Genomic DNA, 22,316 nt, shown 5'->3' on the forward strand with positions numbered 1-22,316 from the left:
GTTCCTCGCAGGCCATTCAGACGTTTCGTGAATGGTAACACGAAGGCCCCGAGGGGGAATTCTCGGGGCCTTCGCTATTAGCCGTAGGCCAGGGTGAAGAGAAGGGCCCAGCCCTTGGGGCCGATTGCCGGGTCGTAGGTCTTCCCGGCGTCGTTCAGGCCGTGCTTGGCATTGAAGCCGGCGACGCCCTTCTGGGTGCGGGGGCCGTAGTTGTCAGCGAGTTCGACGTCCTTGCCCATCCAGCCGGTGGCCTTCAGTGCCTTCTGGAGAGACTTCGCCGAGGGCGTGGACTTGTTGGGGGCCAGGCCCTTGGGGAAGGTCGGTGGCTTGTACGTCTTGGCCGGCGCCGTCGGCGTCTTCGAGCCCGAGGTTCCCGTGGAGGCCGACGTGCTCTTGTAGGCCGGCCGGCCGAAGCCGAGGATGTCGGAGCGGTAGCGCGTGCGCTCGTAGACGCCATCGCCGTTGGACTGCGAACCGGCTGTGCCGGAGCTGGTGTTGCCGCCGATGGTGAGGACGGCGGCGCCGGCAGCGGCGTTGGCTCGGGCGATCTCGACGTGGTCGGCGATGCCGTCGTTGTCCCAGTCGAAGAAGATGATGTCGCCGGTCTTGATCGCCTCGTTCGCGCCGTGCCACTGGCCGCGCTTCTTGAAGAAGTTGACGTGGCTGGGGCAGTAGGCGTACTGGCCGACGACATCGGAGTTGCCGGACGCGTGGCCGCAGTACGAGACGTACTCGTCGCACCAGGCGGCGTAGGCGAAGGAGTTGTCCTTGACGAGGGTGGCGTACCACTCGCCGAACTTGGTGTGGTTGCGCGCCCCTTCCTTGTAGCCGAGCCATTTCTTGGCTTCGGTCAGCAGGGCGGCAGCGGTGCTTGCCATCGGAGTGCTCTCCCGTGCAGGTGGGTGCTCCGAGTGGTGGCGCCGGGTTAGGGGTTCGTGTGGTGTTACGCGGGTGGGTTGTGGTCAGTAGCAGAAGCCGTCACGGACGCTGTCCTGGCGGCCCTGGACGGGCGCTTGGCCGAAGAGAGCGCTCCAGGCGCGGTCGAGGTCCTGCTCGCTGATGCGGGCTCCGCCCCAACCGGGGTTGGTACGACGGGTGCGGCCGTCGCCGAGGCCGGAGTCGAGGTCGCCGTTGAGGCTGCGCTGGGTGGGCAAGCCCATGTCAGATCAGCGCCTTTCCGCCGAGCTTGACGGCCTTGCCGCCGAGCTTCGAGCTGCGGTCGTTGAAGAGCGACGCGAAGCGGTCTTCCGCGGAGGCGCCGGCCATGTTGCCGCCACTCTGAACAGTGAACTTGACGTTGTCGCCGCGTCCGGCGCGTCGCCGGTCGAACAGTGACATGGGTGCCTTGTCAGCCACGCTGGTCTCCCTTGCTCATGCCGAGCACGTCGTAGATGGTCGGCTCGTGCTTGCGTGTCTTCGGGGCCGGCCTGGGTGGTGTCCAGCAGGCGGGTGCCTGGTTGGCGAGGAAGGCGAGAGTGTCGCTGACCTGGCGCTCGGGGAGGCTGGCCCATGGCTTGGTGCGGTCGTAGACACCGTCCTGGTGCTGCATGTCACTTCCACTGGGGGCGGAGATTGCGCAGGGCGGCCAGGCGGTCGGGGTCGGTCTTCTGCATCGCCCCGGATCCCACGAGGCGGGTGTCGGCCGGCTGCTCGCCGTGCTGTGTCCACTTCTTGCCGCGCGCCTGGTGCTCCAGGGCGGTCATCGGGTTGAAGTCGGCGGGCCACAGGTAGTCGCTGGAATCGACGCGCTCGCCTTTGTGGACGCCGCGGGTGTAGTTCTTCTGCGCGCTGCGCATCGGCCGGCTGTTGAGGGCCTTGTCGCCGAGGCGGTTACTGCGGCGGGTGTTGAGGGTGCCGATGTATCCGTCGGGGTATTCGGCGGTCGGTGTCCGGCCGGTGGTCATCATGCGCTTGGCGTCGAGGATGCTGCGGGCGCCGACGAGGTCGGTGCGTCCGCCTCCGCCGTAGGTGGGCGTGCCCGGCTGCGGGACGCCCATGGGCGCGACGTACTGTACGTTGCTCACTTCGCGTCCCGGTGGGGTTAGTTGAAGACGGGGTTGGTCGGGGTGGCCGCGTCGGGGGCGGCTGGTGCGTCACCTCGGGACTCACCGTGGCCGCCGGCGAAGTGCGAGGCGAAGCCGGTGGTGAAGGTGCGTGCGGCAGTCTCTGCGGCGGCCGTGCCTCCCGCCGCGGCACCACCGCTCGCGGCGGCAGCTCCGCCGACAGCAGCGCCTTCAGCGGCACCCGCGGCAGCGGCTCCACCCGCGACGGCTTCGAGCAGTGGGGCGGCGAACGCGAACGCCATGGGCTTACCGCCCGTCCGTGGTGAACTTCGACGGCAGGGTCTTGACGTTGCGGCCGGTGGCGGTGGCCTGGGCGGCGTTGGTGTAGTCGCGGTAGACCTTCACGCCACGGCCGCCGAGTGCGTCGCGGTCCTGGACATTGCTGCGGTGGTTGGCGGTGGCGGGCTCGCCCGACCCGCCCTTGGAGTTTCCCGACTTGCTCACGAGCGTGCCGGACTCGGGCTTGCGGACTCGGAAAGTGGTCGCGGCAGAGGTTCCCATGGTCGGGAATTCTCCGCTGGAGAGGACGTTCTCAGACACTGTGCTCCTCGCGAAATGCCGTGTGACGCAGTCCGGGCAGAGTGCGAGTGAGCTACAAGTGGTGGAACTGCTTCACCAGTTTATGGGCGATTTCGTGCCGGGTGTTATGCGGCTTCGTCGAAGACGACGAAGGAAAGGCCGGACACTTCACCCTCGGGGACGGTGGCGGTGAAGAATGCCGGACGCATGGCGAGGCGGTGACCTCGGGAGCCGGCGTATCCCTGGGCGATGGGCACGGACTTGACGGCCTGGTTGATGGCGCCTGCACCGATGGCGCGGAGGGTGATGTTCTTGCGGGCGTAGATGGCGTGAGCGACTGCGGCACCCAGGTCGGTGGCGCTGGTCGAGCTCTTGACGAAAAACACGGCGTCGTCGGCGCCGGTCTCCTTCTTGTTGTCCATATTCGTTTCTCCTCGAATTGATCTCCTTCGCAAGGCTAAGGGGATATTTCCGCATTGTGTTAGCGCGCGAAAAGCCCCGCCGGAATGACGGGGCTTTCGTCAGACGAGGTGCGTCTCGCCTTTGAATCGCTTGAGTTCCTTGAGGGTGTCCATCTCGGCCTTGGTGCCGGTCCGGGTGAGCCAGGTGTTGGCTGCTCGGGCGAGGCTGTGGGCGTCGGCCAGGTTGTCGTCGGCGTAGGTGACGCCCCACTTCTTGTAGACCGCCAGCAGCATCTCGGCCTTGGCTGCGGTGCCCTTGCCGGTGGTGTACTTCTTGAGCTTGGTCGGGGCAATGATGAGCGGGTAGCAGGCTGGCTTGTTCAGGACGTCCAGGAGCGCGAGCTTCACCACTCCGCCGAGTTCGCCGGCCAACTCCCGCCCGAACTTGGCGCCGGCCGCGTAGCCCTCCATGGCGACCACGTCGATGCGGCCGAGGGTGTCCTCGATGTCGCGGACGTTGAGGGCGACACGGGCCTGGATGGCGTCGAGGCGGTCAGACTGGGTGACGTACCGGTCGGCGGGGAAGGCGGTGAGGCTGTCCTTCCACACTTTCGTCTCTCTGTGGTATGCCACCATCGCCAGGCCGGAGTAGGACTGATCGATGCCGAGGCAGACGGTCATGCGGCAACGTCTCCGGGTGTCGTCGGTGTGGGGATGCGCTGGGAGTCGAACTCGGTGTGGGCCCAGCACTTGGGGCAGACAGCGACGACCAGGTCTTCACTGGATGGCCGGACGATGAACGGATGCGTGCCGCGCTTGTAGGTGACGGTGACCGGTACCCATCGGTGCTTGGTGAGGTCGGTGCAAGCGCTCGGCAGCCGGCTGACGTTGCCGTAGTGGGCGACGTTCATGGCCTGGAATTCGGTGGGGTCGCACAGTCGGTACTTCTCGTCGTAGAAGCGCGCCAGGCCGATGCGGGTGGTGGAGCCGCGTCGGTCGACGGCGGCACCGAAGCCGAAGGTGTCGATCTTCGCCTGGACGTCGTAGGTGTTCTGCATGACGGTACAGAACGCGAAGTTCGCCTTGACCTCGTCGATGCGAAGCTTGCGGCCTGCGCGGCGGGGGTCGTTGTCGGCCCAGATCTGGCCGGGCTCAACTCGCTGAGTCATGGTCGTTCCTTCTGAGTCGCCGGACTTCGTCCAGCAGGGCACGGATGTCGGTGGGCGCGTGGGCCAGGGCGTGAGCGGTGAGCGAGTAGGCGCCGTGCACGAGGGCGATGCGCCGGCCGTCGTCGGTGACGACGTGGGCCATGGACCCCTCGTCGAGCCAGAACTCATACGGTCCGGGGAGTGCCTTGGCCCACCGCTCTTCGATCGCCCCGAGATCGGGGCCGTCCACTACTCGCAGGCGGGGTCGAGGATCGTGGAGACGCTGCCGTAGGCGCCGTCCTGGTGGTACAGCGTGGTGACGCGGACGCCCGTACCTTCGAGGCACTTGGTCGCGCCGTTGCCGAAGCCGTCCGGCATGGTGAACACGACGGCGGGGCTGTTGTCGGTGCCGGATCGGGGGGCGTCCCGGAAGGGTTCGGTGTACTTCTCCATGCCGCAGGCGGTGAGGCTGGCGCCGAGCAGGGCGGTGCCGATGGCAATGGTGGCGGTCTTACGGCGGTTCATGCTGCGTGCTCCAAGCGGTGGTGGGAGGGGTTGTTGGCGTGGGCTTCGTCGATGGCCGCGAGGGGCTTTGCCCTCCAACGCAGCGCATATCTGCGGCAGTTGGCGCAGGTCTTGTGCGTGCAGCCGGGCAGCGGGGGGCGGTGTCGTGCGTGGAAGGACCAGGCCATGGAGTCCGACGAGGTGAGCAGGTGGCCCACGCGCCTCAGGCCGGTGATCTTGAATCCGAAGCCGTGGACGCGGATGCCTCGCTGAACGGCGTCCGCGATGATGTCGGCGGCTTCTTTCATGTGCTGGCGCCGGCAGACGGAGCCGATTCCGACGATGGGTTCGGCGGCCAGGTCGATGCCGGCGTCCTCGTACAGGTCGGCGCAGCGCTGGTAGTCGGCGCGTTCCCAACCTTGTAGCACTGGGATGAAGGGGAGGTCGGGAGCTGCTGCCTTGAGTTCGAGGTAGTTGTGGATGGTGCGGTGCTGGTGTTCGGTGACGGTCAGCCCGGTCTTTTGGATGATCCACGGCTCGCACATCCAGTCCTGCGGGCTTGCCCACTGGAGCCGGCCGATCTCTTCGCTGTAGCGGCGTACCGCTGCTATGTATGTGGCGGGGCTGATGGTCCACTCGCCGTGCATGGAGATCTCGGTGAAGCCTCCGCTGTCCAGAGCCCAGGTGGTGAGGGCTCTGGGGAAGGTCTTGCGGCCGATGAGGCGGCGGTGCGAGACGAACAGCGGGACGCCTGCGTTGCTGAGCCAGGAGGGGATGTGCGTTCCGAGGAAGAACGTCACCTAGCGGCGCGGCGGCGCAGCGCCACGACGAGGGAGCCGAGGAGGACTCCGTAGAGCTTGCCGACGAGCTGTCCGCCGAGGAATTCGAGCGAGCCGAAGGCGATCGAGAGGAACAGGAGCGAGTCGAGCAGGATGCCGACGACTCCCCCGATGAAGACGGCTCGCACCCAGCGCGGGGCCAGCCGGCTGAATACGGCCATGTCGGCAGCCTCGGAGACGCCGAACGCCACGGCGCTGGCCAGAGCGACTGCCGGGTCAGCGGCGACGAAGGACAGGACTACACCGAAAACCAGGGCGATGATGGCGGCCCGGCGGCCGAGCGCCCACTGCACGACGTCCCGCAGTATCAGGGCGGGCCCGGCGAGGAAGACGGCGGCCGGGGCCATAAAGCCGAACCCCACGGAGACGACGCCGTAGCGATGGAGTGCGATGTTGGCCGCGGGGATGGTGGCCATGTAGGCGGCGGCGCCCAGGTAGCCGAGGGCTCTCTTGGAGTCCTCAGTCATGCGAGTACTCCTCGACCTCGATCTTCGACTTGGTGACCTGGATTTCGCAGTGGTCGCCGAACAGCCCGAGCAGGACGGAGTCCGCGGATCCGTTGTTGATGGCGCCGGACAGTTCCATGGCGGCCTCGTACAGCGCCTTGTCGGGGCCCTCGTAGTCGCCGTAGTGGCCCCTGCGCGCCTCCGAGTCCCAGTGGTACGGCCGGCCGCCGAGGGTGGGGTGGTCGGCGTGGGGGTCGAAGACCTCTTCGACGATGTACGGGTCGTTCTCGTGGAGGTCCTCGTACCTCTCGACGTCGGCCTCGGTGACCAGGTAGAAGCCCTTGGCGGAGAACTCGCAGATGTCGCCGTCGCTGAAGTAGGGCGTGTACTGCTTCCAGCCGAAGAGGTGGACTTCGGGGTGGTCGAGGAGGGGCTTGACCAGGGCGGCGAACTCCTCCTTGCTGATCTGCGCGACTCGGGTGGAGCCTGCCTGGCCCTCGCCGATGATCGGGATGCCGAGGAAGTTCTTCTGGTCGGTCTTGGTCATGTCGGTCACTGGGCTGCTACTCCGAGGAGGTGAGAAAGGGAGAGTTCCTTGCGCTTGGCCCCGGACATCCACGGCGCGATGGGCATGCCGTCTATGTAGTCCTTGGGGCTCGGGAGCCAGCCGAGGTCCTCGATGATGTGGCGCTCGGCTATGAGGCGGACGGGGATTTCCTTGCGGCCGACCTTCAGCGTCTTGCCGAAGATGCGCTCGCAGAGGTAGACACCGAGGGTGTGGTGGTACATGGCGCGGTGGCGGACGTCGCCGATGACCTGCTTGCTGGAGTCGATGAACTCGCTGATGGGCAGGTAGTCGTCTGGGCTCCCGCCCCACTTCCGGGACGCCGACTTGGCGTGGTACCAGGAGTTCACGCGACCAGCCCCTTGGGGAGGTCGTCGTTCTCCAGCAGCACCTTGTAGCACTGGTTGGCCTCGACGCTGAAGACGACGATGCCTTCGGCCTTGGCGCCCGGTTCGGCGACGGAGCCGAGGGTGCGTAGCAGGCGCATGGAGTCGCGGATGGTCTCGTTGAGAAGGTGGCCGCGGACGCGGGCGAGTTCGGGGACGACGGTCAGTTCAGCCGGCGAGCTGTCGGGCAGGCCCTGGCCGTGGGCGCCCCAGCGGGTGGTGTTGAAGAGGGCGAACTTGCGGCCGGCCATGCCGTAGCCGTGCTGGATGCCGCGGCCGTACCACTCGCCGTAGTGCGTGCCCTCTCCGAGGTTGGCCAGGGTGGTGGAGTTGTCGGCGACCCAGGCGGCGAAGTTGTAGTTGTCCTGGACCTGGGTGCCGTCCATCTTCTGTCGGTTCGGTGCGATCCACCGCTTGCGGCTGCCGGCGCGCAGGATGTACAGGCCGTCCTCCTTGGACACGACCGAGTAGCCGTGCTGGTTGAGGTAGCGGGAGGCGTTCTCGTCGTCGGGTAGACGCTTGATGGCGACCTGCGCGTTGGTGCCGTCGATCTTCTCCGTGAGGACGAACTCCCTGTTGAAGCGCGGGATCTTCGGCCACGGGCGGAAGTCGGTGACGTTGGTCAAGTTGGTGCTCCGGGTGAGTGTCAGAGGTAGTCGAAGGTGGTGGCGTGGTCGTCGTCCCACTCGGGAGCGGCACAGACTTCGCAGACGGTGTGTCCGTCGACCTGGCCTGCGTATTCGTCGGCTTCGATCAGCCGGCCGCAGGCGCATCGGGTCGCGTGCGGGGCGGGCCTGAGGGTCACTTGCTGCTCAGCCGGTCCAGCAGACCGTTGTAGATCTCGGTCATCTGGGCGAGACGGGCCTGGGTGTCGCGCAGGTCGTTCTTGTGTCGGCCCGCCTCGTTGGTCAGGCGGGTGTTGACCTTGACGGCGTCCTCGCGGCCCTGCTTCTCGCTGGCCAGGTCGTCGCTGGCGGTCTTGAGCTGGTCCTTGAGGGTCTGGTCCGGTGTCTTGCCGAGCACGCTGCCCAGTGCGTCGTAGAGGGTGGCGCACTCCGGTCGCGTGAGGCTGAGAACGGGCTCCTGCGAGAAGTGCGGACCGCTGTACTCGACGCTCCGTCGGAGGGAGTTGAGGCGACCCTGGTGGGTGGCTGCGCCGCTGCCGCCGGGTTCGACCTTGGCGAAGTGCACGTTGTAGCGGTTACTGCGCAGGTCCGAGACGACGCGCGCCTTGGTGGGCAGCATGTCGGTGATGGCGTCGAAGAGGCCGGGCAAGGTGTTCCTTTCGTCGGGCGTCAGGGAGCGACGCGGCCGTGGGTGTTGAATGCCGCATGGGTGGCGGGCATGAGTTGGGCCCAGAGCTGCTCCATCTGCTCGGCCGCCATTTCGATTTCCCGCTGCGGCGCAGAGGGGAAAGTGGCCCGCTCGTCGCGGGTGCGCAGTCCGAGGAAGTGCATGAGGGAGCGGGCGTTGCAGGTGGCGTACATGGAGCTGTAGGTGCCGACCGGGAGGACCGTTCGGGCCACTTCACGTGCGATGCCGGCGGCGAGGATCTCCTGGTACCGCTCGTACGCCTCGTCGCAGGCGTGGAAGATGTGTGCCTGGACGGCCTCGTGCTGCGCGACGGTGCCGCCTGTGAACAGGTAGGCGCCGGGCTTGCCGGTCTGTACGAGGGGGCGGTCTGCGGACGGCGTGTAGAAGACTGGTTTCAGCTCCATGTAGCGTCCGCTGGCCTCGTTGTACGACCAGCCCACGCGGTGCCGCAGCCACTCGCGGAAGACGAAGATCGGCGCTTCGATCCGGAAGGTCATGGAGTTGTGCTCGAAGGGGCTGCCGTGCTTGTCCCGCATCAGGTAGTTGATGAGCCCCTGATCTCGGACGGTGAGTTCGCCGGCTTCGCTGACGGTTGTTACGGCTCCGGTGGAGACGCGGGCGGCGAAGAGGACGTCGGCGTCGGCGGCGTTGTGCGTGACCAGCTCGACGGTGATGTCGGAGCGGAAGGAGGGTGTTGTCACGTGTAGGTGTCCGTGTTCAGGCGGCTCGGCGGGTGATGGACGGGTTGGCTGCCCACTCTTGGATCGAGGGGCCAGGGTCGGCGCCTTCCTCGGCCCACTCGCAAGTGGTGCACAGACGGCCGGCGGTGGTGGCGCGCTGCTTGGGCGGGCGCTCGCCCCACTTACAGGCGGCGATGCCGCGGGCCTTGACTTGCTCTTCCAGGGCCCGGATGTGCTGGGCGGTCTCGGGGAACCAGAAGGCGATCTCGTCGAGTTCGCCGGGCTTGGCAAAGGCGCCGCACAGACACTCGCCTGACATGTGGATCAGGTCGGAGACTTCGTTGCGGGGGACCTGGTGCAGTGCGCGGTAGTCGCGCATGTGGTCGTTGGTCCAGTGCACGATGGGCGAAGCCCAGACGATGCTGCCTTCGCGGTCGATCTCGTTGGCGTTGCGCCAGCGGCGTGAGGACTCGAAGACGCGCATGCCGGCGAGGAAGATGACGCGCTGGCGGAAGGGGTTGGTCACGAACTGCCGACGCACTGTCCGCAGCGCCCGTTCCTTCAGCCGGGTGTACATCATCTGGTGTCCGGCGGGGCCGGGGAAGCCCTTCCAGACGGGCTCGCCTTCGTGCTTGCCCTTGGTGGCTATGACCTCGCCGCGGACGAGTTCGTCGTAGGTGTGCGGTGGGAAGGCTTCGATGAGCGGGACGCCCATGTCGGCTGTGGTGGTTCGGACGAACTCGCGGGTCTTTTCGATGCCGATGGTGGTGTTGACGTGGACGGCGTGGGTGACGCGGTCGGCCACCAGGTGCAGCATCGTGGTGGAGTCGTTGCCGCCTGAGAACAGGGCGCAGACGGCGGTGACTTCCTTGCCGTCGGCTTCGGTCTCGGCGATGGCGCGGTCGATGATGGTGTGGGACCGCTCGATGGCCTGGTCGAGAGTGAGTGAGGCTAGTGCCTCGCCGTCGTCCTCCATCTTGGCTGGCGTGATGGCCATGTGTAGTTGTCTCCGGTGGTTGTCATGTGGCGAGGCAGCGGAACTGGTTGTGGAAGCCGGTGAGCTTGATCTGCGTGTATCGGCGCGTGTTCTTCGCGAAGTTGTAGGAGATGCAGTTCGCGTAGCCGCCGAAGTTGTTGGTGACGGACTGGATGTAGACGACGCGCTCGCCCTTGGACTGCTTGTCGAGCCAGAGTTGGCCCTGGTCAACGGGCTGCATGCTTGGGCCCTTTCTGCGGGGACTCGACGACTTCGGCGGCGATGATGAAGGAGAAGGCGGTGGTGGCGAGGACCGCGAGGAGGATGGGTGACCACTTGAGGGCGCCGACGGTGATGAGCGCGAGGAGTGCTCCGGCGCCGGCCGCACTGCCGTAGGCGATGACGGTCAGTACGGCGGATATGAGTCGGCGTCGGCGGGTCAGGCGGCCCATCGTGATGCCCTGCCTTCTCGGTCGCTCCGGCCGATGCGCCGGGTAAGTTCTCGGGAGACGACTGCGGATTTCCGGTCGGCGCCGCTGTAGATGGCTTCGGTGAGCTTCCGGACGGCGTACGCCTTGCGGTACTCGGCGTCGGCTTCCTTCACGTCTTCGTCGGAAGCGGCTGCGGCCTTCTGTGCGGTCACGCTCTTTTCGTTCTTCGCCTTGACCGCGGCGAGTGCCTTGCAGTGTTCGAGGACTGCTTCAGCGTCCTTCTCGTCGACTGCCGCTGCCGCGAGCTGTGTTCCGGCGTACTCCGCCCACCTGGTCAGCTCGACGAACAGCTCCATCAGGCTGTCGTCGCCGAGTTCTGTCAGCTTGGCCGGCAGGTCGGGGAGATCGTCCTCGGGACGGCTTCTCGCCTTCAGCCCTTTCCGGCTGAGCTTCTGCATCGTCCTCGACGAGAGCTTCTCGTCGTCCTCGTCGAGGGGCTTCCTCGCCATCGGTGGTCTCCTGGTAGGGCTTGCACTGCTTGCAGACATCGCCGTTGACGCACCCGGGGGCGTCCTTCTTGGCGTGGATTCGGTCCTTGATGTCCAGGGCCGCGTCCAGGAGCTCGCCGATGATGGCGGGGTTGTACCGGACGGTGAATTGCTTGACGTCCTGGTTGAATTTCGACTCGTAGACGAAGGTCATCCGGTCGACGTCGAGCTGGCGTTCCCTGGCCATCCATAGGTAGATCTGGCCCTGGCGGATGTGGCTGGGGAACGGAACCTTGATGCTCGACCACATGGCCGCCAGGTCGACCATGTGGCTGCCGTCCGGAAGGGTCACCTTGTACTTCGCGAGCCGCTCGGGCTCCTCGAAGCGGACCGTGCCCTCCCCCACCGTCTTGATCTCCAGCAGGCTGTGGGCCGGGGTGAGCATCCCGTCGCTGTGGCCGGCGATGAGGTGGCTTGTCTCGCAGGACAGCGGGACTTCGGCGTACTCCAGAGCCGGCGAACCGCAAGTTGCGCAACTGGCTGGCGACTTGTCCCACCAGCTGTGCGTGCAGTGCAGGCAGCGGAACTTGCCTTCGAGCCAACCGATGGCCCAGGCCCGGTTCTGCCACTTGCGGTGGCTCTCGTGCCCCGTGTCGAAGATGTTCAGCGACTGGAACCCGAAGCTCTGCTTGTGGTGGATGCCGGTGGTGATGCGCAGGAACGTGGCTTTGGGGCACCAGTCGGACTTGACCATCTCCGAGGGGTGGATGATGTCCTGCCGGCGCGAGTCGTCCGCCTTGTTCTTCTCGACGATGTGAGTGCGGACGGTGCCGAGGAAGTTCTCCTCGCCGGCCCCGCGCTTCTCGGCGAGGAAGTCGGACAGGGAGGTGGGGATGGGGGCCCGTCGCTTTACGGCTCGGGGAGCCTTTCGCTTGGGGGCTGCCATGGCCACGTCTCCGGTTTCTTCTGGTTCCTGTACGTCTTGCGGAGTTTGGCTCGGTCGTTGGGGAGCATTCCTCCCCAGACGCCGTAGCGTTCGCAGTTCTTCATGGCCCAGTTGAGGCAGCGTTGCCGCATCGGGCAGACGTTTCCGTCCGTGTCCCCGTTGCAGATCGCTGCGGCTTCCCGCATGTCGTCGAACCACGGGTCGTTGGCACGGGAAGGGGTCTGGTACTTACGGCATTTGGCTTCGAATTCGGGGTCGTCGCCGCCAGTCCAGTCGGGGGCCGAGCATCGGGAGTACAGCGCCACTCAGGTCTCCAGGATGGTGTCGAAGGTTTCCTGGGAGAGCACCATCCAGTTCCTCCCTCCCATCTCGATGACGAAGACCATTTCTCTCCCGGAGAGCAGGGCGTTGCGTTCGGCGGTTTTCAGGTCGGCGAGCTTGAGCGTGTACTGGCTCTTCTCGGTGGTTTTGGCTTCGAAGCTGAACTCGTCGTTGCGGACGTCGTTCTTGTGGATCCAGCCGTTCCCGGAGCCGGGGCTGACTTTTCCGTCGTACTTCTTGGCGAGATCCTTTTCCTGGCGTTGGGACCTCCTAAGTCCTCGGTTCGTCACCCGTGAGCCTCTTTCGGATCAGCTCCAGGAGCTCGTCGATTTCGTCGGACTTGCGCCGGAGATAGCGGCTCGCCCGCCAGGAAACGAAAATGATGTAGACCGCTTCGGCCAGGGCGAGGGCGGCGAGAGCTGCGGTCACGCGGCTGCCTCTTCGGGGTTGAAAGCGGCTTGGAGGACCGCTGCTGCCACGTCGTCCTGGAGGTCGAGTTCGGCGCGCAAGGAGTCGATGATCGCGTCCTTGAGGTCCCAGGTGCGGTCACCGAAGTCGAAGTACCTGCCGCGGCGCTGGATGACGTCGTAGTAGACGCCCCAGGTCATGAGGTCACGGACGATGTCGAAGTTGCCGGCGGTGATACCGCGGGACGGGGAGTCCGCCCAGTAGAAGTGCGTCTCGGCGGTCTTCTGCGGGCCAGCTTGCTTGTTCTTGATCGTTTTGAACTTCATCGCCTGCCCCGCGCGGACCTTGCCCTTGCCGGGAATCGGCTCGTCGAGGAACTCCGCCCGGCTGACTTCGAGACGTGTGTAGTACGCGAAGTTCTTGCCGAGCCCGCCGGGCGTGGTCTTGGGGGTGCCCTGGGGGCTGAAGGCACCGACCTTCTCACGCCACTGGTTGATGACGATGCCCATCGTGGGGCGCTCCTCGACCAGGTGGCTGCGCTTGCTCGCCTTGCCGGCCTTCCTGAAGAACTTGTTGGTGACTCGGGCGCCGAGGGAGACGGACAGTTCGTCCATGCTCTTCGCGGCTTCCTCGTCCGGGACCAGGGCCGGGTAGCTGTCGAGAACGATGGCGTCGACCGAGCGGGAGCCGGCGAAGTCGAGCATGATCTCGTACGCCTCTTCCATCGCGTTGGTCTCCGCGACGATGACCTGGTTGGTGTTGACGCCGAGTTGCTGCGCCCAGTCGATGTCGTAGTCCTCGGCCGCGACCCACAGTGTCGAGAAGTCCGGGTTCTTGGCCTGCTGGTTGGCGATCGTTTTGTGGACCACGGTCGTCTTGCCGCTGCTCTCGAACCCGATGATCTCGGTCCACTTGTTCGCCGGGAATCCGCCGCCGAGGATGATGTCGAGCGGCAGGTTGCCGCTGGCGAACGGCGGCACGTGCCGCATGTCGGCGGCTGTGATCATGGTCTCAGGCCCGAACTTCTTGTTCACTTGCGCCACGAGCGCGAGGGCCTCGGCCGTCAGCCCCATAACCAGCCTCCTTCTTGTTATACAACTTGTGGTTCAACTTGTTGTTCAAGAAGGAGACTATGCGCATGCGCTCAGGAGGCACAGGGAGTGGAGTTGCTCCTCACGATCACGGATCGATCACGAGTCGTGGGCAACAAAGAAGGGCCCCCTTGCGGGGGCCCTTGGGGGGGGAGCTGGGGAGGACTACACGGCGGGACGTGGGCAGGCTGTACCCAGACGGACCTCCCCCGTCGACAGGTTCACCCTCATCCGCAGCCAGCCGGCCTCTATCGCGTCCGCGATGACCTCATCGATGACACCCTCCCCCGTTTGAACCGACCCGATGCCTGTGCCCGTACCTTCGGGTGCGCCGACACCGAAGCCCCTTGCGAAATCCACAGCTGCTCCATCCCCATGTAGCGGCCCCACAGCCGCCCCCCACCCCTACCCCCGAAAAAAGGACAAGGCGTGGCATAGCCCTACAGACTTGTGTCACAGGAGACACAAGCTGGCCTAACGCGATAATGTTCCGCAATGCAAGGGCTCTTTGTCAACTAAAGTGGCATCTCCGCACGTCAGAGGGGCTGACCACCCTGATCGACTCCGCGTGCACCAAGGGGGGAAGGATTGCATGAGCAAGCCACGATCACTCGCCGAAAAGCTGCGAAGACTGATGGCGAGCAGGCAGGAGAACTCCAGCAGCCTCGCCTCGCGACTCGCCGACATACCCGGCCTGGGCAAGCCACTGTCCCGCCAGGCCGTGGACAAGATCGCGAAGGGCGCCACCCCGAGCCCTGGTGTGGACAGCGTCGTGGCACTGGCACGGGCGCTCGGAGTCCCGCCGGCCCACCTGCTGCCGCACGAGACATACGACGACCTGGCCGCGCTCAGTGCCTTCGAAGACCCTCACACGCGAAGGCTTATCGAGCTTGTAGCCGACCTCCCCGGCGACTACAAGGAGGAGCTGATCGCGCAGATCCGGGCCCGCAGAGATGAGCTAGGCATGCCGGAGCCGCCAACAGGGCAGGCGCTCCCCGAGCCGGCACCGCGATCTCGGCGGAAGCGAGCACCGGATGAGGTTGCGGGCCGGGCGGCTAATCTCATGGAGTAACTGCCTTGCGAGACACGCTCATCTGGGTGACATGCACCGCCGTCGGACTTGTGGGTGCCCTCTGGTCCTGGAGACGAGCGCTCGCGCAGAGGACGGTTGCCGCTTGGGCAGTCACGGCAGCCATCGGGGTCTTCAGCTTGGGCGTCTTCATGGCCATCCCATCCGTCGCTGACACCGCCGACGCGCTGGCAGGCACCAACAACACCGGCAAGATCGTTTCTCACGTCTGCGCTGTGCTGTGGTGCCTGTGCCTGCAACTGATGCTTGTCGACTGGGCCTACACAGAGGACTACCTGATGCCCGGTGTCCTGGGCCGAATCGTGCTGGCGGCCATGGTGCTGGGAGCCATGCTCCTGCTCTTCTTCAGGCACAGCACCGCGGCAGTGGAGTTCACCACCCAGTACGCCGACCGCACCGCCATCTACATCTACCTGCTGATCTATCTCGGCTACGTCGCTTTTACGTGCTCAGAGATCTGCTTCATGTGCATCCGGCTGACCCAGATGAACTGGGATGAGCGACGCCGAGCGAGCCTCGGGTTCGCCTTCGCTGCTCTCGGTGGACTCCTTGGCATCGCCTACGCCGTGAGCAAGGGCGGCTACCTCGTCAGTTACCGCGTCGGTCAGCCGTGGAGCCTGACGGTGGAGGAGAGCGTTTCACCCACGCTGGCGGGCCTTGCCTCCATCGCCCTCATTGGCGGGATCACCGTGCCGTCCGTTATCGGCTGGCTCAAGCGGCGCTCGGCCGAACGCTCGGACCCGCGGGTGTCAAGCGGCGACTAGGTCGACAACCTCGCAGGCGCCGGCCGAGCACGCCAGTTCCTGGCTGCCCACGGTGGAGTCCTCGACCTCCCAGAACGGCAGGTCCTCCCAGTGCAGGTCCGCCGGCATGCGGGCCCGCAGCTCCTCGTACTGCTCGCGCGTGCACTCCTCGTACGGCGCCTGCTGGTACGTGTGGTCACTGTGCGGCAGGAAGGAGACACCCGAGATCTCGTCCAGGTGCTCCCAGACCCACGCCCCGACCTCGTCCCACTCCTCGTTGCGCACCGAGATGGTCACCGACGGCTTGTGGTCGCACCAGTGCCGCTGCACGTCCAGCCACAGCGCCAGGTGCTCGACCGCGGTGATCTGGTCACGCGTGATGGAGCCGGCCGGTGCCTTGACCGGGAAGGAGAAGACCCTGTTGCTCGTGCTCATGACGTCGTCCTCGCAGGGCACGCCGTACGTCTGCATCAGCTGGGACAGCGGGTCTTTCTTGTCGGCCCGGACGCGGCGGATGTAGTACTCGCTGTGCCACGTGTGCAGGCCCGAGGAGACTCCGGTGAGCTGGCTGACCGTCCCGGATGGCTTGACGCACGTGATCGCCTGAGAGTGGTTGACGCCCAACTCGTCGGCGTAGGCCGCGTTGACCGAGGTCGCCAGTTCCCGCAGCGCGTCGAGCAACTCGTTGCGCTTCTGCGCCGGCTGGCTGACCAGCAGATCGGAGCCGAAAAACCCGGTGAGCGAGACTCCCAGGAGGCGCTCCTCCTCCGCGTTCTGGCGCCACTCCTCCCTCAGGAAGGGGAAGTCCGTCAGCGTGCTCTGCCAGGTCCCCAGAATCGTCGCCAACTCCACCTTGCGGGCCAGCGTCTCCTCGGTGTCGTCCTCGCGTACGACGACCTCGCTGAGATTGCAGAAGCTGAACGGCTTGAGAATGATCTCCGAGCACGGATTCGTCCCATACGTGACAGACGCGCTTCGTCGCCCGAACTTCGCCGCCTGGCGCTGCGCTGCACCCCGATGAAAGATCCCACGCTCACCGGATCCGGAAGCGACGAGGTTGGCCCACTCGCCATCGAACTTCTCGCGGCTCATGCCGTCGTAGTACACGGCGGAGTTGTTGGCCAACTGCCGGTAGGGGTGCTCGACCCACCACTCCCCCGACTTCGCAGTGGCCATCTCCTGATCGTCCAGGTCGGACAAGGAAATCATCGCGCTGCGCCGGACGCCGCCAACCACGATCACAGAAGCGATCTTGCAGGCGAGGTCGTGCGCCTCGATCGGGCGAAGCCGACGACCGGCGGCGCCCTTCAGCAGGTTGATCGTGAAGTTGAACAGGTCCTGGAGCGGCTCAGGGCCAGAAGCTCGGCCGCCAAACGTCCTCAGACGCGCGCCGGCCGGCCGCACCCGCGACACATCGATGGTCGGCACGACGCCGTCCATCCACACCATTTCGAGCAGGCTCAAGAACGCCTCGGCCCAGCCCAACTTGCTGTCCTCGACGTCGACGTAGATGCTCGGCATCTCGATGATCTCGGCGTGGACGGCCGGCAGCCGGTCGACGTACTGGCCTTCGCAGCTGTAGCCAGCGCCGGTTCCGTTCATCAGGATGTAGAGCAGCTCGGCGAAGGCGCGGATGTCCTGCAAGGGCAAGTAGGAGCAGTTGAACCCGGAGATGTGGGAGAGCTCCAGCGCCTTGCCAGCTGTCATGACAGCGCGCATGCTCGGCATGACGTCGTGGTTGAGCACCGCATCCCGCAGGGCGTACAACTCGGCCTTGTCCGGGCGGTAGTCGAAGGTATCGGCCAGGTGCTGGGTCATGAAGGCGAAGTACCGGTCGACGGTCTCCTGCCAGGTTTCCCGGCGCTCGGCGTCCTCCAGGTAGCGCGCGTATCGCGACAGCGCAATGTAATTCCGGTACGGGTCCTGGAGGGTTCCGTCCGGGTTCAGGATGGTGCTCACATACTCTCCGGTTATCCGATGCGGCCGACGACTGTCATGCTGAAGCCGCCGCTTTTGTTGGCCGCCGTCTGTCGCGCGGGGGTTGCCTTGCCCTCCGACTTGACAGTCAGTCCGGAGGTGCTGTGGAGCTTCGGAAAGCCGCACTCATAACAGCGCTTGCCAGCCCGTGGATCTGTGGGGGCTGCGAAGTAATTACTGCCGCCGCACTCCGGGCACATCTCTGGGTCCCTGGCGTGCGCGGCCTGTCGAGGCGGTGGCGCCGGCTGCTCGTACTGCTGCTGATGCTGCGGGCCCTGAGACTGATAGGCAGGCTGCGGGTACATCGGCGCCGGGGGCTGGTAAGCCGCGGGCGGGGTGCCGAGGTTGTTTCTCCAAAAGTTGCTCACTACACCACTCCGCTGTGGATGAGACCCTTGTCGACGAGGTTGGAAAGCACCGCAATGACGGAGGCGGTCAGAATGGCCTCATAGTCCGTGCGGAACGCCGAATAACCAGCCGGGTCGTCTTCCAAATCAGAGGTGTCAAGGATACCTCCGAAAAGAACATCGGTGGTGAGTGCTCCGTACACGGCCACCAGCGGTACCAGCGGCTCAACTGCGGCCAGGCGCTCGGCCGATTCGAGCTGCTCCATTTCGAGGACGTCGCTGCTGCGCCCGACTTGGCCAGCCTTGACGAGCAATTCGTTTTCGGCTCGACCGGCGTTGAGGTCCTGAGCCAGTTCGGCCTTGAGGACCTCGAAGGGGATCGTTCTCATTTCGTCAATCCTTGGCATCGGACCAGCGGTCGCACACGACCACATCGGCGGTGAGAGGGACATTGATGAGGTGCTGGATTCCCTCGCCGATCATCGACTCCTGGAGGATCTTGGAGCCCACGTCGACCAGGTCCTCCGGGCAGATGACGACGAGCTCGTCGTGCACAGTCAGAGAGAGCTTGATGCCGTCGTGACCGCTCTCCTTGATGGCCTTGTTCAGACGGATCATGGCCAGCTTGATCAGGTCTGCCGAAGAGCCCTGGATCAGCGAGTTGACGGCACGGCGCTCGCCCTTTGCCCGGAGCCAGTTCTTGCTAGCGACGATCTCCGGCAGCCTGCGCTTGCGGCCGAGGAGCGTGGTGAGGTCGTGAGTCTTGCGCTTGCGGACGGTGTTGACGACCGACCGCTTGAACTCGTAGATCTCCGGGAACTGCTGCTCGTGGATGTGCATGATGCGCTCGGCCTCGCGCACCGTGATGCCGGCCATGGCTGCGACCGTCTCAGGTCCTGCGCCATACACGATTGCGAAGTTGAGACCCTTGGCGACCTGGCGCATCTCCTTGGTGACTTCGTCCCAGGAGACCCCGAACACGAGGGCAGCGGTGGCGGTGTGGGCGTCGACGCCGGCCAGGAAACCCTCGTACAGGGCGCCGCGGCCGAGGTAGTGGGCAAGGACGCGCAGCTCGATCTGGCCCCAGTCAGCGACCAGGAGCTTGTGGCCCTGAGGCGCGATGAACAGGGATCTGACCTTGGTGCCCAGCTCGGTGCCCGGCCGGGGTACGTTCTGCAAGTTGGGTGCCGAGCACGAGAAGCGGCCGGTACGGGCGCCGTACTGCTTGAAGATGGGGTGGATGCGCCCGCCGAAGATGCGGCGCGGCTGGTCGGCTTTCCCGAGGTAGCCGTAGACGTAGGTCGAGAGGAGCTTGTCGACCTCGGCGTACTCCAGAAGGATCCGGCAGACCTCGTTCTCGGGGTACGTCTCCAGCGTCTCAGCGTCGGTGCTGTAGTGGCGGAAGGTGGTCTTCTCGCCGTCGCGCTTGAGCTTCTTGCCGCCGTCGGTGAGCTTGAGGGGCTTGAGGCCCTGGCCCCCCTTGGACTTGGGGAGGAAGAGGATGTCCTGGCGCTGCTGGGGGCTGTTGACGTTGAAGACTTTGCCGGCGGCCCGGAAGAGCCGGGCCTTGATCTCCTCCAGCTTGATGACGAGTTCGTGCTCCAGTTCAAGGAGGCGGTCCTCGTCGATGTGGGCGCCCGTGGGGTGCATGTCGAGCAGGACCTCGGTGACACCCAGTTCGAGCGCCATAATGCGTGAGAGGTCCTGCTCGACCAGGTCGCCGCACATCGCCCGCCACAGCAGCCAGGTGTACTTGGCGTCGAGGTAGGCGTACCTCGCGACCTTGGTGAAGCCGTGCTTCTCGACTTCCCTGCCGACGTTCTCGATGTCGTACTTGTGCTTGTAGCGCTTCTCCACGAGGCTCTTCAGGCCGTTGAGGCGGTTCTCGTCGAGAAGCCATGAGCCGACCAGCGTGCAGCCGTATGGCTTGGGCGGGATCCGGCCGCCGTAGTACTTCGCGAGGCTGCCGAGGTCAAACGTCGCGCTGTGGGCTACCTTTCGCCGGCTGGAGAAGAGCAGGGGCTCCAGAGCCTTGAAGACCTGGCTGGGGCGGAGTTGCTTCGGCGGGCTGCTCCACACCGCGGGGACGGTCTCCCGCTCCCCGCTCACCTTGTTCTTGCGCCAGGTCGCCTTCGAGATGAGGCGGTCGCCGTTGGGGTGGCCCATCGGGATGACTACCGCGCGGCCGTAGGTGGCCAGCGCCACCCACAGGATCTCGTTGGCTACCGGGACGCCTCGGTGGTCGCCAACGGTCTCGATGTCGATGACGAACTCGTCGTACCGCGAGAAGTACGCGACAGCCTCTTCGAGGTCTGCCATCGTCAGGATGACGTCGCGCACGTCTCGTGGTCCTTCCAGATCAGGCGGCGAGTTGGAGCCGTTCGGTGAGCAACAGCTCAAGGAGGATCAGGCGGTACGCGGTGTACGCCTGGTGAGGCACGACGCCGTTACCCACCTTGTGGAGCTGCTGGGAGCGGCTGATACCGGGAACAAAGGTGACGCGGCCGGGGATGCCCATCAGCCACTCGGCGAATACCGCGGTCAGGCGGCGTCCGCCTCTGGGCCCAACTTCGGTCGGGTACGGCGCCGGGACGCCGATGATGGACTCCCAGCGGTGGATTGCCGGCGCGTACTCTCCCCACCATTCGGAAGGTGAGTGACGAGGGTGCGCAGGTTCATCGCCCCAGTCGAGCTGGGGGCGTGTCCCGCGCCGCCCTTGCCGTCGGACGCTGTGGGCGTCGGGAGGAGGTGGCGTACAGCATCCGTGAGCGTGGGGCGGGGACGGTTCCCGTAGGGTGTCCCGTCCTGCTTGAGGTTTCCCGTGTTCTTGCTGTCCCCAGCGATAGGTGTCGGCAGCAGATGCACTACGGCCGCCGGCAAGTGCGTGTAGTTTCCCGCGCTGTCCCGTTGGTTCGGCGCCCCCTTCGGACCATCGCTGGCCCTCGGGGTCGGCAGGAGCTTCACCGCAATCCCCAACGGCATCCCCTGACCGTTGCCGTTGATCTTCTTGGCCAGGTTCTTCTGCCGGCGTTCCTCCCACGAGGCCAAGGACTCGCCGTCGTTGGGGTTCGATGCCGTCGGCGTCGGAAGCATCCGGGCTGGCAGGGGCTCGGCTGGAAGGAGAAGAGCCACCTCGCTCAGCGGCCGGCTCATCTTCCCGTGCGGGCTGCCCGTCCCCGCCTTCCAGTCCCGCGCCAGGGGCGTCGGCAGAAGGGAAGGCGACGCAGAACCACCGATCTCGGTGGTGGGCTGCTCCAACTTCGGAAGCTCGAAAGCACATCCACCGCGCGTCGTACCCGATCGCGGCCAGGTCCCCGAGTACTCGGTCGAGTCCTCGTCGGGCGATGGCGGAGACGTTCTCCAAGAAGACGAGTCGCGGTCGAAGTACGCGAATGGCTTCGGCGACGTTGTACCAGACGCGCGACTTCTCGCCATCGATGCCCTTCCTGTGTCCTGCGTTGGATATGTCGGTGCACGGGAAGCCCGCGCAGATGACGTCGACCAGGCCGATGAGTTCGGTCCAGTCGATGGTGGTGATGTCCCCGAGGTTGGGAATGTCGGGGTGGTGGTGCGCCAGGATCTGCGCGGCGTAGCGGTCGATCTCTGCCATGTAGGCGACACGCTCGCCCGTCAGCTCCTCGACCGCGATTTCCAGGCCGCCGAATCCCGCGCACAGGCCGAGAATCGGCATGCATGTTCCTTCACGAGCGGGGTGGCCGCTCCCCACCTGGAGGAGAGGGAAGGGTACAGGTGGGGAGCGGCCTATTCAGGTGGTCTAGTCGTCGTCCTCGTCGTCCTCGTCCACGCCGTTGAGGATCTTGTCCACCACGGCCTCCAGCTCGGCGCGGGTGCAGTGGCGCTCCCAAGCGTCGTTGTAGAGGGACTCGGAGAGACGGTTGACGTCCTCGTCGCTCAACTCGTCGGCGTCCCAGTCGGGCTCAACGTCGCGCGACTTGACCGACTCGACGTGGTACTCCGTCTTGGTCCCCTTGCCGGTCTTGTGGACCGCGAGGTAGAGCTGCGGGGAGGTGAGGTCGCCGACGTGTTCCTTGCCGACCTTCTTGGGATCCTTGGCGATGGTCTGGAGGGTGCGTGCGGCGCGGACGCCGACCTCCCAGACCTTGTGGACCCACTTCTCGTCGTCCTCGTCCCAGAGGGCCACGTTGAAGGCGGCGACCTTGCGGCCGTAGTGGTCGAGGTCGTCGCAGAGCGGGCAGTCGTCCTTGGGTGCCAGGCCCCGGAAGGACCGCTTGCCGGAGGTGATCTCCTTGACGTAGTGGTACTCGTAGGAGTCGAAGGGCTCCGGCTGCATGAGCTTGATGAGCTTGGGATCCTTGGTGATCTCCAGCCGCATCTCGTTCTTGGCCTCGAAGTCCTGGCCGCCGCTGCCGGCCACCTCGTCGAAGGCGCCCCAGCCGGATGCCGCGCCCTGCTGCTTCCGGGCGGAGTTGGTGCGTTCTCGTCCCTTGCGGGGGGCGTCATCCTCGTCGAACACGTCGCGGCCCTGAGCCCTTCGACCGCGTCGCGTCTTCGGGGCGTCGTCCTCGTCGAGCGCGCTTCGCCGGCTGGGTCCGGGCTGGCGGGAGGGGGATTTCTCCTCGTCGAAGATGTCGTCGATGTTGCCTCGGGCCAT

Annotated in this window: 36 protein-coding genes; 2 read left to right on the forward strand and 34 right to left on the reverse strand. The window is 65.7% G+C overall.

The genetic code is table 11. From position 1 onward, the window contains the following. Positions 1-77: 77 nt before the first annotated feature. The 29 genes from ABZ281_RS00005 to ABZ281_RS00145 form a co-directional block, all read right to left on the reverse strand. Positions 78-878, reverse strand: coding sequence for a hypothetical protein (locus tag ABZ281_RS00005; RefSeq protein ID WP_356650429.1), 801 nt, complete (start codon positions 876-878; stop codon positions 78-80). 84 nt (positions 879-962) lie between these two features. Further along, positions 963-1,160, reverse strand: coding sequence for a hypothetical protein (locus ABZ281_RS00010; protein ID WP_356650431.1), 198 nt, complete (start codon positions 1,158-1,160; stop codon positions 963-965). Position 1,161: 1 nt separating this feature from the next. Then, positions 1,162-1,356: a hypothetical protein gene (locus ABZ281_RS00015; RefSeq protein ID WP_356650433.1), complete on the reverse strand. Its 195-nt coding sequence runs from the start codon at positions 1,354-1,356 to the stop codon at positions 1,162-1,164. Beyond that, positions 1,349-1,549: a hypothetical protein gene (locus ABZ281_RS00020; RefSeq protein WP_356650435.1), complete on the reverse strand. Its 201-nt coding sequence runs from the start codon at positions 1,547-1,549 to the stop codon at positions 1,349-1,351. The genes ABZ281_RS00015 and ABZ281_RS00020 overlap by 8 nt, the downstream gene beginning before the upstream one ends. Position 1,550: 1 nt before the next feature. Further along, positions 1,551-2,024 carry a hypothetical protein gene (locus ABZ281_RS00025; RefSeq protein WP_356650437.1) on the reverse strand — a complete coding sequence of 158 codons (474 nt, stop codon included), beginning with the start codon at positions 2,022-2,024 and terminating at the stop codon, positions 1,551-1,553. A 17-nt stretch (positions 2,025-2,041) separates the two neighbouring features. Beyond that, positions 2,042-2,305, reverse strand: coding sequence for a hypothetical protein (locus ABZ281_RS00030; RefSeq protein ID WP_356650439.1), 264 nt, complete (start codon positions 2,303-2,305; stop codon positions 2,042-2,044). Between the two features lie 4 nt (positions 2,306-2,309). Further along, positions 2,310-2,564 carry a hypothetical protein gene (locus ABZ281_RS00035; RefSeq protein WP_356650441.1) on the reverse strand — a complete coding sequence of 85 codons (255 nt, stop codon included), beginning with the start codon at positions 2,562-2,564 and terminating at the stop codon, positions 2,310-2,312. A 143-nt stretch (positions 2,565-2,707) separates the two neighbouring features. Continuing rightward, the gene (locus ABZ281_RS00040) at positions 2,708-3,004 is read right to left on the reverse strand and encodes a stage V sporulation protein S (RefSeq protein WP_356650443.1); all 297 of its coding nucleotides are present in this window, start codon (positions 3,002-3,004) and stop codon (positions 2,708-2,710) included. A gap of 99 nt (positions 3,005-3,103) precedes the next feature. After that, positions 3,104-3,664 carry a hypothetical protein gene (locus ABZ281_RS00045; protein ID WP_356650445.1) on the reverse strand — a complete coding sequence of 187 codons (561 nt, stop codon included), beginning with the start codon at positions 3,662-3,664 and terminating at the stop codon, positions 3,104-3,106. Beyond that, positions 3,661-4,152, reverse strand: a complete 492-nt coding sequence (locus ABZ281_RS00050) for a hypothetical protein (RefSeq protein WP_356650447.1) — start codon at positions 4,150-4,152, stop codon at positions 3,661-3,663. The genes ABZ281_RS00045 and ABZ281_RS00050 overlap by 4 nt, the downstream gene beginning before the upstream one ends. Next, positions 4,136-4,381 (reverse strand): hypothetical protein, encoded by a 246-nt coding sequence (locus tag ABZ281_RS00055; protein ID WP_356650449.1) that lies wholly within the window; start codon positions 4,379-4,381, stop codon positions 4,136-4,138. Before ABZ281_RS00055 ends, ABZ281_RS00050 begins: the two co-directional genes overlap by 17 nt. After that, complete coding sequence (locus ABZ281_RS00060; RefSeq protein WP_356650451.1) at positions 4,381-4,656, reverse strand: hypothetical protein; 276 nt, start codon at positions 4,654-4,656, stop codon at positions 4,381-4,383. The genes ABZ281_RS00055 and ABZ281_RS00060 overlap by 1 nt, the downstream gene beginning before the upstream one ends. Then, positions 4,653-5,435 (reverse strand): hypothetical protein, encoded by a 783-nt coding sequence (locus ABZ281_RS00065; protein ID WP_356650453.1) that lies wholly within the window; start codon positions 5,433-5,435, stop codon positions 4,653-4,655. Before ABZ281_RS00065 ends, ABZ281_RS00060 begins: the two co-directional genes overlap by 4 nt. Next, positions 5,432-5,941: a VUT family protein gene (locus ABZ281_RS00070; protein WP_356650455.1), complete on the reverse strand. Its 510-nt coding sequence runs from the start codon at positions 5,939-5,941 to the stop codon at positions 5,432-5,434. The genes ABZ281_RS00065 and ABZ281_RS00070 overlap by 4 nt, the downstream gene beginning before the upstream one ends. Beyond that, entirely contained in the window at positions 5,934-6,467 is a 534-nt protein-coding gene (locus ABZ281_RS00075) for a hypothetical protein (protein WP_356650457.1), read from the reverse strand. The genes ABZ281_RS00070 and ABZ281_RS00075 overlap by 8 nt, the downstream gene beginning before the upstream one ends. A 5-nt stretch (positions 6,468-6,472) precedes the next feature. Further along, entirely contained in the window at positions 6,473-6,835 is a 363-nt protein-coding gene (locus ABZ281_RS00080; RefSeq protein ID WP_356650459.1) for a hypothetical protein, read from the reverse strand. Beyond that, complete coding sequence (locus ABZ281_RS00085; protein WP_356650461.1) at positions 6,832-7,497, reverse strand: RNA ligase family protein; 666 nt, start codon at positions 7,495-7,497, stop codon at positions 6,832-6,834. The genes ABZ281_RS00080 and ABZ281_RS00085 overlap by 4 nt, the downstream gene beginning before the upstream one ends. 20 nt (positions 7,498-7,517) lie before the next feature. Next, positions 7,518-7,676: a hypothetical protein gene (locus tag ABZ281_RS00090; RefSeq protein WP_356650463.1), complete on the reverse strand. Its 159-nt coding sequence runs from the start codon at positions 7,674-7,676 to the stop codon at positions 7,518-7,520. Further along, on the reverse strand, positions 7,673-8,146 hold the full coding sequence (locus ABZ281_RS00095; protein ID WP_356650465.1) for a hypothetical protein: 474 nt from the start codon (positions 8,144-8,146) through the stop codon (positions 7,673-7,675). The genes ABZ281_RS00090 and ABZ281_RS00095 overlap by 4 nt, the downstream gene beginning before the upstream one ends. Before the next feature lie 20 nt (positions 8,147-8,166). Beyond that, the gene (gene thyX / locus ABZ281_RS00100; protein ID WP_356650467.1) at positions 8,167-8,886 is read right to left on the reverse strand and encodes an FAD-dependent thymidylate synthase; all 720 of its coding nucleotides are present in this window, start codon (positions 8,884-8,886) and stop codon (positions 8,167-8,169) included. A 16-nt stretch (positions 8,887-8,902) separates the two neighbouring features. Further along, positions 8,903-9,862 carry a phosphoadenosine phosphosulfate reductase family protein gene (locus ABZ281_RS00105; RefSeq protein ID WP_356650469.1) on the reverse strand — a complete coding sequence of 320 codons (960 nt, stop codon included), beginning with the start codon at positions 9,860-9,862 and terminating at the stop codon, positions 8,903-8,905. Between the two features lie 22 nt (positions 9,863-9,884). Next, the gene (locus ABZ281_RS00110; protein ID WP_356650471.1) at positions 9,885-10,082 is read right to left on the reverse strand and encodes a hypothetical protein; all 198 of its coding nucleotides are present in this window, start codon (positions 10,080-10,082) and stop codon (positions 9,885-9,887) included. After that, positions 10,069-10,293: a hypothetical protein gene (locus ABZ281_RS00115; protein WP_356650473.1), complete on the reverse strand. Its 225-nt coding sequence runs from the start codon at positions 10,291-10,293 to the stop codon at positions 10,069-10,071. The genes ABZ281_RS00110 and ABZ281_RS00115 overlap by 14 nt, the downstream gene beginning before the upstream one ends. Next, positions 10,281-10,628, reverse strand: a complete 348-nt coding sequence (locus tag ABZ281_RS00120; protein ID WP_356650476.1) for a hypothetical protein — start codon at positions 10,626-10,628, stop codon at positions 10,281-10,283. Before ABZ281_RS00120 ends, ABZ281_RS00115 begins: the two co-directional genes overlap by 13 nt. Then, complete coding sequence (locus ABZ281_RS00125) at positions 10,543-11,706, reverse strand: hypothetical protein (RefSeq protein ID WP_356650478.1); 1,164 nt, start codon at positions 11,704-11,706, stop codon at positions 10,543-10,545. The genes ABZ281_RS00120 and ABZ281_RS00125 overlap by 86 nt, the downstream gene beginning before the upstream one ends. Continuing rightward, positions 11,670-12,011 carry a WhiB family transcriptional regulator gene (locus ABZ281_RS00130; protein ID WP_356650480.1) on the reverse strand — a complete coding sequence of 114 codons (342 nt, stop codon included), beginning with the start codon at positions 12,009-12,011 and terminating at the stop codon, positions 11,670-11,672. Before ABZ281_RS00130 ends, ABZ281_RS00125 begins: the two co-directional genes overlap by 37 nt. Next, positions 12,012-12,317, reverse strand: a complete 306-nt coding sequence (locus ABZ281_RS00135; protein ID WP_356650482.1) for a hypothetical protein — start codon at positions 12,315-12,317, stop codon at positions 12,012-12,014. Then, complete coding sequence (locus tag ABZ281_RS00140) at positions 12,298-12,456, reverse strand: hypothetical protein (RefSeq protein WP_356650484.1); 159 nt, start codon at positions 12,454-12,456, stop codon at positions 12,298-12,300. The genes ABZ281_RS00135 and ABZ281_RS00140 overlap by 20 nt, the downstream gene beginning before the upstream one ends. Then, on the reverse strand, positions 12,453-13,508 hold the full coding sequence (locus tag ABZ281_RS00145) for a hypothetical protein (protein ID WP_356650486.1): 1,056 nt from the start codon (positions 13,506-13,508) through the stop codon (positions 12,453-12,455). Before ABZ281_RS00145 ends, ABZ281_RS00140 begins: the two co-directional genes overlap by 4 nt. Before the next feature lie 610 nt (positions 13,509-14,118). Here ABZ281_RS00145 and ABZ281_RS00150 point away from each other — a divergent pair. After that, the gene (locus tag ABZ281_RS00150) at positions 14,119-14,598 is read left to right on the forward strand and encodes a helix-turn-helix transcriptional regulator (RefSeq protein WP_356650488.1); all 480 of its coding nucleotides are present in this window, start codon (positions 14,119-14,121) and stop codon (positions 14,596-14,598) included. A 137-nt stretch (positions 14,599-14,735) separates the two neighbouring features. Then, complete coding sequence (locus tag ABZ281_RS00155; protein ID WP_356650490.1) at positions 14,736-15,380, forward strand: hypothetical protein; 645 nt, start codon at positions 14,736-14,738, stop codon at positions 15,378-15,380. Here ABZ281_RS00155 and ABZ281_RS00160 read toward each other — a convergent pair. The 5 genes from ABZ281_RS00160 to ABZ281_RS00180 all read right to left on the reverse strand — a co-directional run bounded on the left by ABZ281_RS00160 (position 15,366) and on the right by ABZ281_RS00180 (position 22,316). Then, entirely contained in the window at positions 15,366-17,318 is a 1,953-nt protein-coding gene (locus tag ABZ281_RS00160) for a hypothetical protein (protein WP_356650492.1), read from the reverse strand. The two genes, ABZ281_RS00155 and ABZ281_RS00160, sit on opposite strands and share 15 nt — an antisense overlap. Positions 17,319-17,703: 385 nt before the next feature. Continuing rightward, entirely contained in the window at positions 17,704-18,072 is a 369-nt protein-coding gene (locus ABZ281_RS00165; RefSeq protein ID WP_356650494.1) for a hypothetical protein, read from the reverse strand. Between the two features lie 4 nt (positions 18,073-18,076). Continuing rightward, the gene (locus tag ABZ281_RS00170; RefSeq protein ID WP_356650496.1) at positions 18,077-20,023 is read right to left on the reverse strand and encodes a DNA polymerase; all 1,947 of its coding nucleotides are present in this window, start codon (positions 20,021-20,023) and stop codon (positions 18,077-18,079) included. A 19-nt stretch (positions 20,024-20,042) separates the two neighbouring features. Then, entirely contained in the window at positions 20,043-21,374 is a 1,332-nt protein-coding gene (locus tag ABZ281_RS00175; protein ID WP_356650498.1) for a DNA cytosine methyltransferase, read from the reverse strand. 84 nt (positions 21,375-21,458) lie between these two features. Beyond that, on the reverse strand, positions 21,459-22,316 hold the full coding sequence (locus ABZ281_RS00180) for a hypothetical protein (RefSeq protein ID WP_356650500.1): 858 nt from the start codon (positions 22,314-22,316) through the stop codon (positions 21,459-21,461).

This window comes from Streptomyces sp. NPDC006265 (assembly GCF_040613555.1).
In the GTDB taxonomy this organism is placed as follows: domain Bacteria; phylum Actinomycetota; class Actinomycetes; order Streptomycetales; family Streptomycetaceae; genus Streptomyces.